A 17,448-nucleotide genomic window follows, 5' to 3' on the forward strand; every position below is an offset into this window, starting at 1 on the left:
ATTATACCATATAAAAAAACGGGGTAAAACCCATTTTTACCCCCGTGGATCGGCTACAACAAGAACATCTATAAATTTAGTACCTTTCATTATTCTTCTAACAATAGAACCCCTTATTATTTCATCAATTCTTCTTCTCACAGACTGTCCTACTACAATTTGAGTAATTGCATTTTCTTCAGCAAATTTTATTATAGCCTTAGCAGGGTCATTTGATTTGACCATGTAAAACTTTGCTTCTAATTTGTTGCACAGCATTGTGATTTCATCTAATTTTTTGAGTTTTTTATGGTCTCTTAAGTCATCATCATTGTAAACATGCAAAACAAAGAGGTCTGCTTTAAGCATTTTAGCTAACCTATAACCTCTTCGTATCAGATACTCTGCATTAAATCTCAAATTTACACAAACCAATATCTTTTCTTGTGCTCCTTTTAATCCTATAACGTTTTTTCTATTTTTATATTCCAAAAGCCTATCGTCAACCTCATTTGCTACTTCCCTCAATGTAAGTTCCCTTAACGCGGAAAGATTGCCAATTCTAAAAAAATTGTTAAGAGCAGTTTCAATCTTATCGGGACTATAAATCTTTCCATTTTTAAGCCTCTCTATCAAAGTCTCCGGCGAAACATCAACTACTTCTACTTCATCACATATTTCTAAAAGTTTATCAGGAATAGTTTCCCTCACCTTTACATTAGTCATGCGGTTTATATAATCATTAAGACTTTCAAAATGTTGTATGTTGACAGCAGTCATCACACTTATGCCGTTATCTATAAGCTCCAAAACATCTTGATATCTCTTTTCATTTTTTGAACCAGGAGCATTTGTATGGGCTAATTCGTCTACCACCACAACCTGGGGTTTTCTCTTTAAAATAGCCTCCAAATCCATTTCCTTAAGAATTGCACCTTTGTAATTTATTTCCTTTGGTGGAATAATTTCAAGGTCCCCTATCTGCTCCTCAGTGTCTTTTCTCCCATAGGTTTCTACAAAGCCTATTACCACATCTATACCTCTTGCCTTCATTTCATTGGCATCTTGCAACATGTGATAGGTCTTGCCGACACCAGGAGCAGCACCAAGATAAATCTTCAACCTTCCCTTATTAGCTCTTTCTATTTCTCTCAAAAAATAATCAGGGGACTTCTTCGCCATCATAAAGCCTCACTTTTTATTTTTCTTAATTTCTTCTAATAAGCTTAAATTTAATTTAAGCACATTTACCCGTGGTTCTCCAAAAAGGCCTAAAAATCTGCCTTCAATATTTTCATCCACAAGTTTTTTTACAACTTTTTCTGGCAAATTGTTTGCTTTAGCTACTCTTTCAACTTGTAAATATGCGGCTTGCGGAGAAATATGAGGATCTAATCCTGATGCAGAAGAAGTAACTATATCTGCAGGTATGTCACTTCTTTTTACTCCAGGGTTTTTCTTTAAAAACTCCTCAATATTTCTTTCCACTTCTTCTTTAAATTTAGGATTAGATAAAGCGTAATTAGTACCACCTGAAGACTCTGCATTGTAATCCACTGCGGAAGGTCTTCCCATAAACCACTTAGAATCAGTGAATTTTTGTCCAATGAGCTCGGATCCTACTGCCTTGCCATCTACTTTAATTATACTACCTTTTGCCTGATAAGGAAATATTAAATTTGCAATTGCTGTCATAATAAAAGGATATATAAGCCCTAGCAATATCATCAAGACAAGTGTAAATTTAATTGCTTTCTTAACTTCGCTCATAGCAAATCCTCCAAATTAAAAGATAGAAGATATTATTAAGTCAATAAGTTTTATCCCCACAAAAGGAGCAATCAATCCTCCCAGTCCGTAAATCAGTAAATTCCTCACCAATAACGCATTAGCACTCATTGGCCTATATTTTACTCCTCTCATAGCAATAGGAATCAAAATAGGTATTATAATGGCGTTAAATATTAAAGCTGATAATATTGCATTAGTCGGTGAGGAAAGTTTCATTATATCCAATACCTTTATTGATGGCAAAGTATCAGACATAATGGCGGGAAGTATCGCAAAGTATTTAGCAACGTCATTGGCAATACTAAAAGTAGTCAACGCTCCTCTCGTCATGAGAAGCTGCTTACCAATTGCTACTACTTCAATAATCTTTGTAGGGTCAGAATCAAGGTCCACCATGTTTGCAGCTTCTTTAGCAGCCATTGTACCGCTATTCATTGCAAGTCCTACATCTGCTTGGGCAAGTGCTGGTGCATCATTTGTTCCATCTCCTGTCATGGCAACAAGCCTTCCTGCCGCCTGTTCTCTTTTAATCACATTTATCTTATCCTCTGGTTTACTTTCTGCAATAAATTCGTCAACACCAGCCTCTTCTGCTATTGTTTTCGCAGTTAAAGGATTATCCCCCGTCACCATGATAGTCTTAATTCCCATCGCTCTAAGCTGTTTAAAACGCTCTTTCATCCCAGGTTTTATAGTATCTTTAAGGTATATTATCCCTAATACTTCCTTGTCTTTTACTACGATAAGAGGAGTGCCACCTAACAAAGCAATTTTTTCAACTTCCTTTTCTAAATCTTCGGGTATGCTTCCTCCTTGTGATTTTACATATTCTTTAACTTTATCATAAGACCCTTTTCTCACAATGGTCCCATCTTTTAAATTTAATCCGCTCATCCTTGTTTCTGCAGTAAATTCTATAACTTCCGCTCCATCTAAAATATCTTCCGGTACCTTTACGCCCATTTTCTTAGCTAAGTCTACTATTGACCTTCCTTCGGGAGTTAAATCTTTTAAAGAGGATACAAGGGCATAATATGTAACTTCTTCTTTTTTATGGCCGCCAACTGGTATAAAATCAGCTGCTAATCTATTTCCAAAAGTGATTGTGCCTGTTTTATCCAAAAGCATTGTGTCGATATCCCCTGCAGCTTCTACTGCTTTTCCAGACATAGCAATTACATTAAAGCGTGTAACTCTATCCATACCTGCAATACCTATCGCAGAAAGAAGGCCTCCAATTGTAGTTGGTATTAAGCAAACTAACAAAGCAATCAATGTAGTAGCACTTATTCTTACATGGACAAATTTAGCCATTGGGTATAGGGTCATAACAACAATTATAAAAATTATTGTCAAACTCACTAAAACAGTAGTCAAAGCAATTTCATTAGGAGATTTCTGCCTTTTGGCTCCTTCTACCATTTTTATCATTTTGTCTAAAAAAGATTCCCCTTCGTCAACAGTAACTTGGACTTTAATGCTATCGCTTATTACTTTTGTCCCACCAGTAACTGAGCTAAAATCACCACCCGCTTCTTTTATAACTGGTGCAGATTCACCTGTTATTGCAGACTCATCAATTGCAGCAAGTCCTTCTATTATTTCTCCATCAGCCGGAATTATATCTCCTGCCTCACAAAGCACTATATCCCCTTTTTTAAGCTCAGAGGATTTAACCATTTTTATACTTCCATCACTTTTAATGAGTTTTGCCATAGTCTCTTTTTTTGTCTTTTTAAGGGTATCTGCTTGAGCTTTCCCTCTTCCTTCTGCCAGTGCTTCTGCAAAATTAGCAAAAAGCACTGTTACAAACAATATAAAAGTGATTAAAGCGTTATATCCCACCTCGTCGTAAGTACTTCCAAAATAAGTAGGAAATATTGTGGCCAACAGTGTAATAAACATACCTACCTCTACCACAAACATCACAGGGTTTTTATACATTTTAAGAGGATTAAGTTTCAAAAAAGAGTTTTTGATAGCACCTAATACAATTTCTCTACTCATCGTTTTTATTTCTTTTTTTCTTTTCATAAAGCGTTACCTCCATTACGTCATGCTCAAAAACTCAGAAATAGGTCCTAATATTATCGCTGGAAAGAAAGTAAGAGCTCCTACAATTACAACAATCGCTATAAAAATTGCCCCAAATAAAGCATTGTCTGTTCTAAAAGTACCTGGTGATGGCGGTACAGGAATTTTCTCCGCCATAGAACCTGCAACAGCTAACATAAGAATAATGGTTATATATCTCCCAAAGAACATAACCAAACCTGTCATTATATTCATAAACACGGTATTTCCTATAAATCCTGCAAACTCAGAACCATTATTTGCCGCCGCAGAAGAAAACTCATACAAAACTTGTGTAAGTCCATGGTACAGTGGATTCGTTACAGAAGAAGCTCCCACTTTTAGCATCACTGTCAAAGCAGATGAAAAAAGTATCAAAAAAGGGTGAACCAATATTGCAAGGGCTATAAGTTTTATCTCTTTAGTTTCAATTTTTCTTCCTAAATATTCTGGAGTTCTTCCTACCATAAGCCCTGTCAAAAATACCGTCAATATTGTATACATTATTATATTCTGAAGTCCTGCTCCATCTCCTCCAAAAATGGTATTTAACATCATGAGGATAAGCGGCACTGCTCCTCCTAAAGGTGTATAAGAATCGTGCATGCTGTCAACAGAACCTGTTGTAAAAGCAGTAGTCACAGTCGCAAATAGTGGAGATTGTGAGACTCCAAAGCGAACTTCTTTTCCTTCATAATTTCCATAAGGCGTACCATCAATATGTAATTTCGAATAAGCCACTCTTGGATGACTTTCCGCATAAACTGTTCCAACAGCCAAAAGAATAAAAATCACAAACAAGGAAATGTATAATACCAAAGCGTGTTTTTTATTGTTTATCATTAACCCATAAGTGTAAATTAAAGATGCAGGTAAAAGCATCATAAGAAGCATCTCAATCATATTGGTAAGCCAAGTAGGATTTTCAAAGGGGTGAGAAGAATTCGCCTCAAAAAATCCACCGCCATTTGTTCCTAAGTGTTTAATTGACTCTAATACAGCTACGGGACCTGTTATAATAGTTTGCTTACCACCTTCTAATGTATCCACAACTACTTTCCCAGCAAAAGTTTGAGGAACTCCTTGCCATACTAATATAAGAGTGACAATTGCAGAGATAGGAAGCAGAAGCCTTACTACTACTCTTACAAAATCTGCATAAAAATTTCCCAATCCATCTGTTTTTCTGCTAAGTCCTCTCATTATAGCTGCTGCAGTTACTAACCCTGAAGCCGCAGAAGTAAACATCAAAAATACTATTACGATCATTTGGCTTAAAAAAGTTACGCCATTTTCCCCAGCATAGTGTTGAAGGTTTGTATTTGTCGTAAAGCTTATTGCCGTGTTAAAAGCAAGAGAAGACTCCATGTTTTTAACTCCAGTAGGATTTAAAGGCAAAAATCCTTGTATTCGCAATATAATATACCCAATTATCATCATTACCGTATTAACAAGCAAAAAGGACAATGCATATTTTTTCCAGCTCATTTCTTCTTCTGCATTGATCCCTGAAAGTTTATATATAAAATTCTCAACAGGTAAAAAAACTTTGTCTAATTTCATAGGCTTATACTCAAATATTTTGTACATATAAGTCCCAACTGGTTTAGTTAAAAGAACTATAACCAATATCATAGTAAAAAGTTCTATATTCGAATACATGCACTTTCCTCCCTTAAAATTCTTCCGGATGTATTAAAGCATAAAACAAATAAAGGAGTAAAAGAAAAAAAACCACATACAATAAGGCCACCTTTAATACACCCCTACTTCATAAGAATTAGCTTCTACCAAATCACAACACCATTTAACTATTCCTTTTACAACATAGTACAATGTTACAAATCCTAATAGAATTATAAAATCCATATTCTCCTTCACCTCTAATTATTATTATCGATTTTTTATAAAAATATTAAATTTAAACATAAAAAGCCCGCACTCTTTCTTTATGAGGCGGACTACATGACAACACTTTTACATATTGCCATGTCTTCCATCATTTTTGTTAATTTATTTACTATTCATTGTACCATATATATTATATTATTCAACTCAATAAACATCAAAAAGGCTTTTATGCCTTTAAATCCTTTTTTGCGCAAAAAAATAGGATGTAAAGCGTTACAACTATTGTATACTATGTAATCTATCACTTTACATCACTTTCCAATTGTTTTTATAAAAGCGTAAAAAGAAATTTTATTTTTGTATAATACTTTTAATTTCTTTTTCATACATTGAAAATAACTCTTCAGCTCTCTCTTTTGTAGGAGCTTCTATATAAATATTACAAGCAGGTAATTCATAATCCGGTACTACTAACACCCATGAATCTTCTTTATTAAACTTTAAACCATCTAAAAATTCTGCCCCTTCATCAGCCTTTTCAAAAAGCATTCTTATTATTTTCCCTTTATCTCTCCAATCGCATTTTATACTTTTGGATATTCTATATCTTAAAGGGAAACTATCTTTTATAGAGGAAAGTTTTTGAGAGGTATGTTGTAAGTATTCTAAAAGGTCTAGTAAAAAACTAAAGCCGTCAAAATCTAAATTAATCTGTAGGTCTTTTTCTATACCTTCCTTCGACACTATTGTTTTCATTCTATCTTTATGAGAAATTTTGCTGCTTACAGTCTCAATTGCAAATTCCTTCGCAAATTCTGTCAAATATTTGGAACTATCAAAAGGAAGTACAAATTTTTTAACCCCTTGCTCTTTAGCAATTAACATTCTTATAAACTCAAGTTCATCTTCATCAAATTCTCTTCCCTTTTCGTCGTAGAGTTTAACTTTTTCTCCATTTTTATAAAAAAGTACCCCTACATCATAAGACTCCTCTGCTATAAAAAACTCATTTTTACCTATGGCTTCTAATAGCAGTTTTGTTTTTTCATTGTAAGGTTTAATTTTAAAACTTTTATATGCAGTCCTTTTTTCAAAAAGAAAGTTAAGATAATCGTTGTTTATATCAATTTCTCTTATAGATTTTAAATTTTTCCCATCAACTCGTTCAATATCATATACCCTCAATTTGTTCTCTATTTTCTTTTCTAAGTTTCTATCGATATCACACCCTTCTTTATCGAGAAACAAAATCCTTAAATTTCCTTCTTCTTCCTCTACATAGATTCCTCCTCCACACTTATTTTTCTTAATTCCATATCTTAAAGTGGGTAAAAGAGTATTATTGGCTTTTAAGACCTCACAACCACCAGATACAAGCCCAAAACTTATTAAATCGCTTATAAATTGAGATACAATATCCCCATCGTGTCCTACCAACACACTGCTATTCACTATATTTCCAAAAACTTCTCCAATTTCAACTGCAATTTGAGGAGTAATATCCTCATTAAAAACTCCTTTAATCCCCCTATACCCAAAAGTCAAAGGCTTCCTTCCATTCCCCCACACTACATCTTTTGTGATCACAGAGCCCTCATCTATTATTTTATAGGGCCATATTTTTACCTCTGGCTTTATTTCAGCAAAGGATTTTATTTTACAGCTCTCCCCTATAACACTGTTTTCAAAAATTCGGACATTATTGCCGATTCTCACTCTATTGCAAACTACACAACCCCTTAATTCACAATTTTTATCTACAATTATTTCATCCCACAATACAGCATTTTTTAAACTGCTCCCTTTCTTTATATAGTTATTTTTACCAATTATTACGTTAGGTCCTACAACAGCGTTAGCTTCAATTATTGCATTGTCTCCTATAATCACAGGAGGGATGATTTTAGCTTCAGGAGAAATTGTAACATTTTTACCTATTACCTTTCCCTTTTTAAGTAACTTATCTTTATATCCTAAATCTACTCTTCCTTCTAAAATATCAAAATGACTAGTGATGTATTGATTGGTATTTCCTATATCACACCAATATCCTCCTGTAATATAACCGTACATTGGAATATCATTTCTCAACAACATAGGAAATAAATCTTTACTAAAATCAAAAGGCTTATCTTGAGGTATAAACTCCAATATTTCTGGTTCTATTATGTATATACCCGTATTTACTGTATCGCTAAATACTTCTCCCCAAGAAGGCTTTTCTAAAAATTTTTTTATTTTGCCTTCCTCATCCACAATCACAACACCATATTCCAACGGCACATCTACTCGTGTCAAAATGAGAGTAACTTTTGCCCCTTTCTTTCTGTGAAACTCATAAGCTTCTTTTATATTAACATCAGTAATTACATCTCCGCTCATAACAATAAAAGTATCATTTAGAAAGTCTCTAGCATTTTTGACACTTCCAGCAGTACCTAACGGTTTATCCTCTATATAAAATTTTATCTCATTCCCATATTCTTCTTCTAAATATTTTTTAATCTTTTGAGGTAAGTAAAAAAGCGTAACAGCTAAATCTTTGATTCCATATTTGTGTAAGTGTTCCACTATGTGCTTTATCGCAGGTTTATTTACAACAGGTACCATAGGTTTAGGTATATCGGCTGTTAAAGGTCTTAGCCTACTTCCTTCTCCACCCGCCATGATTATCCCTTTCATCCAACCACCTCTAAAAAATATTATTAACCCCTAATTCTTAGTGTTTTTTATTTAATGAAAAATTATTCATTTTAAGACATTAGCAACATAAAATTGAAATAGGAAAGGACTTTGCGGGGGAGTAAAAATGATAATCTCTTTAATATATTTCGCGGCAGGAATAGGAGTATTTATTTGGGGAATTTTTACTTTAACAAGGGGATTAAAGGTCTTCTCACACCAAAAAATTTCTCAAATTATTAACAATTTTGCAAGCAATTTATTAAAATCAATAATAATAGGTTTTTTTATAACCTTAATTATTCAAAGCAGTAGCATGGTAACTGTAATCGCAGTAACAATGGCAGGAGCAGAGCTTTTAACTCTTAAAAGCGCAGCAGGTATAATTATAGGTTCCAATATTGGAACTACTATTGCCGTGCAGCTTTACGCATTTAATCTGTTTAAAATAGCCCCTTATTTAGTTTTTATAGGTTCTGTACTATATTTCCAAAATTGCAATACTAAATTAAAATTTATAGGAAATGTACTCTTAGGATTTGGATTAGTATTTTATGGTCTTAAGATAATGGAACTCGCTACAATGCCTCTTAAAAAAAATTCTAACTTTGAGCTTATTAGTGCTAATCTTTCAAATCCTTTCTGGGGAATTCTTGCTGGAATAATCACAGCGTTAATCCTCCAGTCAAGTAATGTAGGTATAGCAACTCTACAAGTTTTGGTGTCCTCTCAACTAATAACCTTATCTCAAGCACTGCCAATAATATATGGTTTAAATATTGGAACTTGCTCAGAGGCTATCATACTGAGCTTTGCCACTAACAAAGAGGGAAAAAAATAGCTCTTTTTAACATTTTTCTTAATATAGGGGGCACTATACTCTTTTTGCCTTTTACAAATTTTTTTGCAGAGTTTTTGAAACTCATCTCCCCCCACAATCCTTTAAGACAGGTGGCAAACGCGCACACATTTTTTAATCTTTTTTCTGCACTTTTGATAATTCCTTTTCTTAAGCAACTTTTTGTTTTAATAGATAAATTAGTAAATAAATAAAAAATTCAATTAATAGGAATCCTAATATTAAAGTTTATTTTCAAGGTGGTAACAATGAACAAAAGATTAGAAGTTAGCGATTTATTGTTTTTAATGATAACTTTTGAGATTGGAACATCAGTACTCTTTTGTTTGGGAATTGAAGCAAAACAAGATTGTTGGCTTTCTATTTTAATTGCAATGCTTATTTCTCTGCCAATTACACTTATGTACGTCTCCTCTTTTGAAAAATCGCAAAAAAATCTTCCACAGTTACTTGAGTTTGTTTATGGGAAATATATAGGTAAAACTTTATCTCTAATTTATGCTCTGTACTTTTTATACATTGCTTCAAGAAACGTAAGAGACTATGTAGAACTCAGTGTAAATACAATATATTCTCGAACACCTACATATATTTTTTCTTCTTTTATGCTTATATTAGTAATGTATTACCTCCTATTTGATATATGTGTACTTGCCCGCGTTGCTAAAATTTTGCTCCCTCTTATTTTAGCTATTATGGCTTTTCAAACAGCTATGATAATGATGGAAGATAATTTTAGTTTTTCAAGACTTTTACCAATTTTAGAAAATGGAATTGTTCCCGTAATCAAAGCAGCAATTCCTCTAATTGTGACTTTTCCCTTTGGTGAACTTATTGCTTTTACTACAGTTTTTGATAAAGTAAAACAAAAGGAAAAAATAAAAAAGATAATGCTGATAACCACTGTTTTTACTGGTCTACTATTGTCCTTTAACAATATCATTATAATTTCTTCTTTAGGAGCAGATGAAGCTTCAAGAGAAAATTTCCCATTATATCAAGTTATAAGATTAATAAATTTAGGAAATTTAAAAAACCTAGACACTTTGTATGTATTTATAATGATTATAGGGGTATTTTTTAAGATTAGCGTATTTACTTATGCGGGACTTACCATGATAAAAAATGCGTTGGAATTAAAAAGTTATAAATACCTGCTTTTCCCTGTTTTGTCGATGATTTTTGCTGCTTCTTTTATAATTGCCGACAGTTATCAAACCCACATACTTATAGGTCTTAAATTTACTCCTTTTTACATACATGTACCTCTACAAATAATTTTACCTATGATTACTTTTCTATTTCTAAACATAAAAGAAAAGAGAAAACCTTAAAAGCCTTCTCTTTTACTCACCTATTTTATACATATTCCAAGGTATTTTATCTATAAGACGATTCCTATAAATAGAATCCGCTCCCATAAATATATATCTTAAATTATTCACCTGTGGTATTTTTACTTCAACCCACATTTTATTTCCATTGATTATAGGTTTTGCCGCTATAACATCTGTCAAAGAATTTTCTACCCTTTTATACTGATACAATTTTTCATCTACAACTCCTAAATCAATACGTTTTATATCATTTTGATCTTTATAAAATAGCCTCATTTCAATATGGTAAATAACTTTTTTAGATATTGGTCTTGCCGATTCTAATCCGATGTACAATTTATTATCGTAGTAAAAAGCTCCTAATCGCGTTAAAGCTGCACTTCTGTATATTTCCTCATTTAACATGCCACCAGTATACACTTTTAAAAGAGTATGAGGCAAAGCTCTACTTTGTAAATCTGGTTTTGAATCAACTACAGGAATAGTGATGACAGGTTTTGTAGCAAATAATTCGGTTTTTCTTACAAAAGCCATCAAAAACGGTTCCATAACTTCTGTTTGAGTTCTATATTGTTTTATAGCAGTCCTCTTTAAATCAACTTCCTTTGGAGTTAAATCAAAAGATTGCCATTCTGTGTTACTATCTTTCATATCTACAGGAGGTAACATGGGCCTATTTTTCTCCGCCATCCATGGCACTGGCCACTGAGGATGGTGAACTAAAAACATATGCTCTCGCACATTTATATTCATGGCTGTTATGGTATATCTAACAAAATTGCTTACTGCCCAATGGTCAGGATGTATATCATCTGCTAAAGGATAATATATATCAGTAGGTTTAAAATCTTTAATTATTTCCGTAAGTTCATTAACTAAATTTTGTCCTGTATATGGAATACCCGGCTTATAAACTGTATCATAAGGAGCATATGCCACATGAATTCCGCCACTCACTCTTGGACGGCCATTATCCCAATATTGGCTCCACAAAAATCTGGTGCTTCCATCAGCAAACCCTGAAAAAATTAAATCTTGTCGCGGTAATCCCAAAACTCTCATGGCAACAATACTTTCTTGCTGTCTTGCAAGTCCAAAACGATAAAAATCTTGAGGAGTAGGATTTGTTTTACCACAAAATGACATTGCAGCTTTCTTGTAACTCTCTCCACTTGTGACTATTACTACTTTAATAGGCCTTTTAAGTTCTACAGCTCTTTGAATAATTCCTGCCATTCCTAAAGTCTCATCATCAGGATGAGGAACTATAATGAGGATTCTTTGCCCAGGGTCATCAAAAGTTGGCAGTGTACCTTTTTCTGCGAAGTTTGCAATAGCCATTTCCCAATTCATTATATAGGATATTCCTATTAATAAAGCAATAAACAAAGAAAAGTAAATAGTCCGTTTATTTATCATGCTACTCTGCCTCCATTCATGCTATTATTGTACTATACATTTATGAACAAATTATTACATGATAATTAATTTTTAATTAATAATCTCAAATTTTGAAAAATATTTTGTTGTGATACAATCATACTACGAAGAAAAAATAAAAAGGGGGAAGGATGAATATGTTTGTAGATTTTCACTGTGATACTCTTTATCGTTTAGTGGACAAAAAAATAGATTTCACTGAAAGGTCAAGAGAAAGTCATGTGGATTTACAAAGGATGAAAGAAGGTAAAGTTCACTTACAGGTTTTTGCTGTATTTGTAGACCCAACACAGATGAGAAAAAATGCTGCTACAATGGCTTTAAAGATGATTGACAAAATGCATGAAGTAATCGAAGAAACAAAAGAATTTAGATTAATATTAAAAGGAGAAGATATAGATAAAGCAAAAGAAAAAGGAAAAATTGGAGCATTGCTTTCTATAGAAGGTGGCGAAGCTTTAGAAGGTGAAATTTCTCTTCTTAGAATGTTTTACAAATTAGGAGTAAGAGCTCTCACTTTAACATGGAGTTTGAGAAACGATTTAGGGGACGGAGTAGACGGTGTTAAAGAATCGGGGCTTACCTCCTTTGGCAAAGAAGTTGTAAAAGAGATGAATCGCCTAGGAATGATTGTAGATGTATCTCATCTTAATAAAAAAGGATTTTGGGATGTAGTAGAACTTAGTGAGAAACCTATTATAGCTTCTCATTCTAATGCTAAAACCCTATGCTCCCACAGAAGAAATTTGACAGATGAGCAAATAAAAGCGATAGCTCAAAAAGGCGGTGTAATTGGAATAAATTTTGCTCCACAATTTTTAAGAAATGAAGGTCAAGCTACATTAGAAGATGTTTTAAATCATATAGATTATATATGCGAATTAGTAGGAGAAGATTATGTAGGTTTTGGTTCTGACTTTGATGGAATTAACAGTACACCAGAAGGATTAGAAGATATATCACACTTTCCTAAAATTGTAGAAGGCCTAATAAAAAGAGGATATAGTGAAGAACAAATTGCTAAAATTACTCACAAAAATTTTGAAAATCTCATAAAGAAAATTTTGATATAAAAACAAAAAGAGCCCTGGAATATTCCAAGGGCTTGCATATGTTAAAGGGGGAGTCATTGTTTTGACCAAGTATACATTATACAGTCCTTTTTCAAAAAAATCAAGACCTCATAAAAAATTTTTTGAGGGATAGGGGGTATTTTTAAGGGAGCTCATCTTATATTATAACCAAATTTGTGAGTTTTAAAATTAAAATCTCGTTAATTTTGTTAAATTTATATTAACTTTTTGTTAATTGTGACACTGCGATGAGAGATTTGTTATTGAATATAGTATACAAAAAATTTATAATAGAAATATAAATGAAACATAGGAGGTAAAGTCATGGATATTGAAATAATAAGAAAAACTGATCCAGAAATTGCAGACGCAATTGAAAAAGAGCTTATAAGGCAGAGAAATAAAATAGAGCTTATAGCTTCTGAAAATTTTGTAAGTAGAGCTGTAATGGAAGCGATGGGGTCCCCTCTTACTAATAAATACGCAGAAGGGTATCCAAATAAAAGGTATTACGGCGGTTGCGAATATGTGGATATAGCTGAAGAGTTAGCAAGAGAAAGGCTCAAAAAACTTTTTGGTGCTGAACACGCAAATGTACAACCTCATTCAGGAGCACAGGCAAACATGGCTGCTTATTTTGCTCTTATAAAGCCAGGAGATACTGTGCTGGGAATGGATTTAGCCCATGGAGGGCACCTCACTCATGGAAGTAAAGTCAATTTTTCAGGCCAAATCTATAATTTTATATATTACGGAGTAAGAGAAGATACAGGATATATAGATTACGATGAAGTAGAAAGAGTCGCAAAAAAGCACAAACCCAAATTGATTGTCGCAGGTGCTAGCGCTTATCCAAGGATAATCGATTTTAAGAGATTTAGAGAAATTGCAGACAAGGTTGGAGCTTACCTAATGGTAGACATGGCTCACATAGCAGGTCTTGTAGCAGCAGGTCTTCACCCCAATCCTGTTCCTTATGCTGATGTTGTCACAACTACCACCCATAAGACTTTAAGAGGTCCAAGAGGAGGGGCTATTCTTTGCAAAAAAGAATACGCAAAAGCAATAGACAAAGCACTCTTCCCGGGCACACAAGGTGGCCCTTTAATGCACATAATAGCGGCAAAAGCCGTTTGTTTTAAAGAAGCTCTTTCCGATGAATTTAAAGAATATCAAAAAAGAATTGTAGAAAATGCAAAAGCCTTAGCAAATGCTTTAATGGAAAGAGGAATAAACTTAGTGTCAGGTGGAACTGATAACCACTTGATGTTGTTGGATTTAAGAAACACAGGAATAACAGGCAAAGAGTTAGAAACAAGATTAGATGAAGTAAACATAACTTGCAACAAAAATGCTATACCCTTTGACCCATTAGGGCCAAATGTCACTTCCGGTGTGAGACTGGGAACTCCAGCTGTCACAACAAGAGGAATGAAACCTGAAGATATGGTAGAAATAGCGGACATTATAGTCAATGTAATAAGGGATGAAAACTATAAAGAAAAAGCAAAAGAGAGAGTAGCAAATCTTCTCAAAAAATACCCTCTTTATGAGGACCTCATACAAAGAAGATAGGGAAAGTCTTTTACTGACTTTCCCTATTTCTTTCTCTCTTTATGTTCTTCTTTAAATTCCTTTGGTTTATAATATCTTCTGCCAAGTTCACCGTATACATCCTCAAGCCTTATGCCTTCGTCAACTAACAAAACTATTAAATGATAAAGTAAATCTGAAACCTCATACACTATCTCTTCTTTGGAGTCATTTTTGGAAGCTATCACTACCTCCGTAGTTTCTTCGCCAATTTTCTTTAAAATCTTATCTATGCCTTTTTCAAACAAATAATTAGTATAAGACCCTTCTGCCGGGTTTGTCTTTCTATCTTTTACCCGTTCATATAGCATTTTAAGTATTTCCATGTCATAATTTTCAATTTTACCCAAAAAGCTTCTATAAAAACAGCTTACATTCCCTGTATGGCATGCCGGTCCTTTTGGCTCCACCTCAATTAACAAAGCATCACCATCGCAGTCGTAAAATATATTTTTTATTTTTTGGATATTACCTGAAGTTTCCCCTTTGTGCCAAATTTCATTTCTACTTCGGCTAAAAAAATATGTCTCTTTCTTTTCCAAGCTTAATTTTAAACTTTCCTTATTCATATAGGCCAGCATTAATATCTGCTTTGTGTTGTAGTCTTGCACAATCGCAGGAATAAGTCCTTTTTCATCAAACTTTAATTCCTCTATGTCAATCATTCCATACACCCTCTCAATAAATTTACATTCTCACTGGTATACCCACTTGTTTCAAATATTTTTTAAGCTCTTTTATTTCAATTTCCCGGTAATGAAACACAGAAGCCGCTAACGCAGCATCAGCTTTGCCTTCAGTAAAAACCTTTTTAAAATGCTCTTTATTCCCAGCACCTCCAGAAGCTATAACAGGGATATTGACAGCTTCACTTACCATTCTTGTAAGCTCTATATCATACCCATCTTTAGTACCGTCTTTATCCATACTTGTAAGAAGTATTTCTCCTGCTCCTAAAGACTCTACTTTTTTAGCCCACTCAACAGCATCAAGCCCTGTGTTTACCCTTCCTCCGTTTATATACACATCAAAACCCGAGCCATCGCTTCGTCTCTTGGCATCAATTGCTACAACCACACATTGGCTTCCAAAACGCACAGCGGCCTGACGAATAAGAGTTGGTTGTTTCACAGCTTGAGTATTTATTGAAACCTTATCAGCTCCTGCTCTTAGAATATCTTTTATATCGTCAAGGTCTGAAATTCCGCCACCAACAGTCAAAGGAATAAATACTTTTTCAGAAGTCCTTTTTACAACTTCTATCATTATTTTTCGTTTTTCATAAGAAGCAGTAATGTCCAAGAATACAAGCTCATCTGCTCCTAATTCATTGTACTCTGATGCTATCTGGACAGGGTCTCCCGCATCTTTTAAATTTAAAAAGTTAACTCCTTTTACTACCCTGCCGTCTTTCACATCTAAACAAGGAATTATTCTTTTTGCAAGCATTTATATTACCTCCAAAGCACTTTTAAAGTTTATTTTTCCAATATATAAGGCTTTTCCAATTATCGCACCATATGCTCCCATCTCTTTAAGCTTTTTTAAATCCTCAATTGAGGATATTCCTCCTGATGCTATCACTTGAACACCTGTTTTTAAAATATTTTCTAAAGCTTTAAAATTTGGTCCATTAAGAGTTCCATCTTTAGAAATATCAGTGAAAATTATCGTTTTTACTCCTATTTCTTTCATTTTTTTAGCTAACTCCATATCTTTTATTTTAGTCTTTTCAAGCCATCCACTTACGGCAACTTCTCCATTCTTTGAATCTATACCTACTATCGTCCTTTCTCCATAATTGGAAAGGGAATAAAGAAGAAGGTCGTTGTCATATATTGCCGCCGAACCTAAAATTACATACTTAACACCCACAGAAAAAAGATAATCGATAGTTTCTCTATTCCTTATTCCTCCACCTACTTCTATCTCGGCTTTGCAACTTTTTATAATCTGTTCGATGATATTACTATTTACCAAATGACCTCGTTTTGCACCATCTAAATCTACCACATGAATTCTCTTTGCTCCTAATTCCTCCCACATTTTAGCTACGTCAACGGGATTTTCATAATAAACCTCTTTGGTATTAAAATCTCCTTTTGTAAGCCTTACACATTTTCCTTCCATAATATCAATTGCAGGTATTAAAACCATTTTACCATCTCTCCAAAATTTTTTAAAATTTTAAGTCCCACTTTTCCGCTCTTCTCAGGGTGGAATTGACAAGAAAAAACATTGTCTTTAATTATAACTGCAGGAATCTGAACACCATAATCAGTCACTGCATACACATATTTCTCTTCATTGTTGGCTACATAATAAGAATGGACAAAATACGCATAATCTCCATTCTCCACTCCTTTAAAAAGTGGAGTTTCTCTTTTTATTTCAAGACTATTCCATCCCATGTGAGGAATTTTATTATGCTTTGGAAGTTCTATTACTTGCCCTTTAAAGATCTTAAAGCCCTCAGTTTCTTCTATCTCAAAACCCTTTTCAAATAAAAGCTGCATCCCTAAACATATCCCAAGAAACAACTTACCTTTATCAATTTGTCTTTTTATCTCTTCTAACATGCCTGTTTTAATGAGAGTATCCATCGCATCAGGAAAAGCGCCCACTCCAGGAAGAACTAATGCATGAGCCTCTTTTACCGAATCTACATCTTTTATAATTTTTGCTTCATAGCCTACGTATTCAAATGCCTTTTCTACACTCCTTAAATTTCCCATTCCATAGTCAATAATCCCTATCAATTTTTCACCGC

Annotated in this window: 14 protein-coding genes and 1 pseudogene; 4 read left to right on the top strand and 11 right to left on the bottom strand. The window is 33.7% G+C overall.

The annotated features are described in order from the left end of the window. Nucleotides 1-36: 36 nt before the first annotated feature. The 6 genes from kdpDN to THEWI_RS10045 all read right to left on the bottom strand — a co-directional run bounded on the left by kdpDN (nucleotide 37) and on the right by THEWI_RS10045 (nucleotide 8,376). Nucleotides 37-1,164 carry a KdpD-like non-kinase potassium sensor gene (kdpDN, locus tag THEWI_RS10025; protein ID WP_208854395.1) on the bottom strand — a complete coding sequence of 376 codons (1,128 nt, stop codon included), beginning with the start codon at nucleotides 1,162-1,164 and terminating at the stop codon, nucleotides 37-39. A gap of 6 nt (nucleotides 1,165-1,170) precedes the next feature. Next, nucleotides 1,171-1,749 carry a potassium-transporting ATPase subunit KdpC gene (kdpC, locus tag THEWI_RS10030; RefSeq protein WP_004400565.1) on the bottom strand — a complete coding sequence of 193 codons (579 nt, stop codon included), beginning with the start codon at nucleotides 1,747-1,749 and terminating at the stop codon, nucleotides 1,171-1,173. 15 nt (nucleotides 1,750-1,764) lie between these two features. Continuing rightward, complete coding sequence (gene kdpB / locus THEWI_RS10035) at nucleotides 1,765-3,804, bottom strand: potassium-transporting ATPase subunit KdpB (RefSeq protein WP_014063330.1); 2,040 nt, start codon at nucleotides 3,802-3,804, stop codon at nucleotides 1,765-1,767. Between the two features lie 15 nt (nucleotides 3,805-3,819). Beyond that, nucleotides 3,820-5,505 carry a potassium-transporting ATPase subunit KdpA gene (kdpA, locus tag THEWI_RS10040; protein ID WP_014063331.1) on the bottom strand — a complete coding sequence of 562 codons (1,686 nt, stop codon included), beginning with the start codon at nucleotides 5,503-5,505 and terminating at the stop codon, nucleotides 3,820-3,822. Between the two features lie 13 nt (nucleotides 5,506-5,518). After that, complete coding sequence (locus tag THEWI_RS15650; RefSeq protein WP_082413696.1) at nucleotides 5,519-5,596, bottom strand: potassium-transporting ATPase subunit F; 78 nt, start codon at nucleotides 5,594-5,596, stop codon at nucleotides 5,519-5,521. Between the two features lie 449 nt (nucleotides 5,597-6,045). After that, nucleotides 6,046-8,376, bottom strand: coding sequence for a sugar phosphate nucleotidyltransferase (locus tag THEWI_RS10045; RefSeq protein ID WP_014063332.1), 2,331 nt, complete (start codon nucleotides 8,374-8,376; stop codon nucleotides 6,046-6,048). 127 nt (nucleotides 8,377-8,503) lie between these two features. Here THEWI_RS10045 and THEWI_RS10050 point away from each other — a divergent pair. Continuing rightward, nucleotides 8,504-9,429 (top strand): annotated as a pseudogene (locus THEWI_RS10050) (Na/Pi cotransporter family protein). Between the two features lie 54 nt (nucleotides 9,430-9,483). Continuing rightward, nucleotides 9,484-10,569, top strand: coding sequence for a GerAB/ArcD/ProY family transporter (locus THEWI_RS10055; protein WP_014063333.1), 1,086 nt, complete (start codon nucleotides 9,484-9,486; stop codon nucleotides 10,567-10,569). Nucleotides 10,570-10,581: 12 nt separating this feature from the next. Here the strand turns inward: THEWI_RS10055 and THEWI_RS10060 are convergent, their stop codons facing one another. Beyond that, nucleotides 10,582-11,991, bottom strand: coding sequence for a PIG-L deacetylase family protein (locus tag THEWI_RS10060; RefSeq protein ID WP_014063334.1), 1,410 nt, complete (start codon nucleotides 11,989-11,991; stop codon nucleotides 10,582-10,584). A gap of 158 nt (nucleotides 11,992-12,149) precedes the next feature. Here THEWI_RS10060 and THEWI_RS10065 point away from each other — a divergent pair, with 158 nt between their 5' ends. Together THEWI_RS10065 and THEWI_RS10070 are read left to right on the top strand one after the other, a co-directional pair. Beyond that, complete coding sequence (locus THEWI_RS10065) at nucleotides 12,150-13,085, top strand: dipeptidase (protein ID WP_014063335.1); 936 nt, start codon at nucleotides 12,150-12,152, stop codon at nucleotides 13,083-13,085. A 324-nt stretch (nucleotides 13,086-13,409) separates the two neighbouring features. Beyond that, a complete protein-coding gene (locus THEWI_RS10070; RefSeq protein WP_014063336.1) occupies nucleotides 13,410-14,660 on the top strand; it encodes a serine hydroxymethyltransferase in 1,251 nt (416 codons plus the stop codon). 23 nt (nucleotides 14,661-14,683) lie between these two features. Here the strand turns inward: THEWI_RS10070 and hisIE are convergent, their stop codons facing one another. From hisIE to hisH, 4 genes are read right to left on the bottom strand one after another with little or no spacing between them, the layout of a single operon-like run. Then, nucleotides 14,684-15,343, bottom strand: coding sequence for a bifunctional phosphoribosyl-AMP cyclohydrolase/phosphoribosyl-ATP diphosphatase HisIE (gene hisIE / locus THEWI_RS10075; RefSeq protein WP_014063337.1), 660 nt, complete (start codon nucleotides 15,341-15,343; stop codon nucleotides 14,684-14,686). A gap of 22 nt (nucleotides 15,344-15,365) precedes the next feature. Beyond that, nucleotides 15,366-16,127 carry an imidazole glycerol phosphate synthase subunit HisF gene (gene hisF / locus THEWI_RS10080; protein ID WP_014063338.1) on the bottom strand — a complete coding sequence of 254 codons (762 nt, stop codon included), beginning with the start codon at nucleotides 16,125-16,127 and terminating at the stop codon, nucleotides 15,366-15,368. Continuing rightward, the gene (gene hisA, locus THEWI_RS10085) at nucleotides 16,128-16,835 is read right to left on the bottom strand and encodes a 1-(5-phosphoribosyl)-5-[(5-phosphoribosylamino)methylideneamino]imidazole-4-carboxamide isomerase (protein WP_014063339.1); all 708 of its coding nucleotides are present in this window, start codon (nucleotides 16,833-16,835) and stop codon (nucleotides 16,128-16,130) included. Beyond that, nucleotides 16,826-17,437 carry an imidazole glycerol phosphate synthase subunit HisH gene (hisH, locus tag THEWI_RS10090; protein WP_014063340.1) on the bottom strand — a complete coding sequence of 204 codons (612 nt, stop codon included), beginning with the start codon at nucleotides 17,435-17,437 and terminating at the stop codon, nucleotides 16,826-16,828. The genes hisA and hisH overlap by 10 nt, the downstream gene beginning before the upstream one ends. Nucleotides 17,438-17,448 lie beyond the last annotated feature (11 nt).

This window comes from Thermoanaerobacter wiegelii Rt8.B1 (assembly GCF_000147695.2).
Taxonomy (GTDB): Bacteria; Bacillota; Thermoanaerobacteria; order Thermoanaerobacterales; family Thermoanaerobacteraceae; genus Thermoanaerobacter; species Thermoanaerobacter ethanolicus.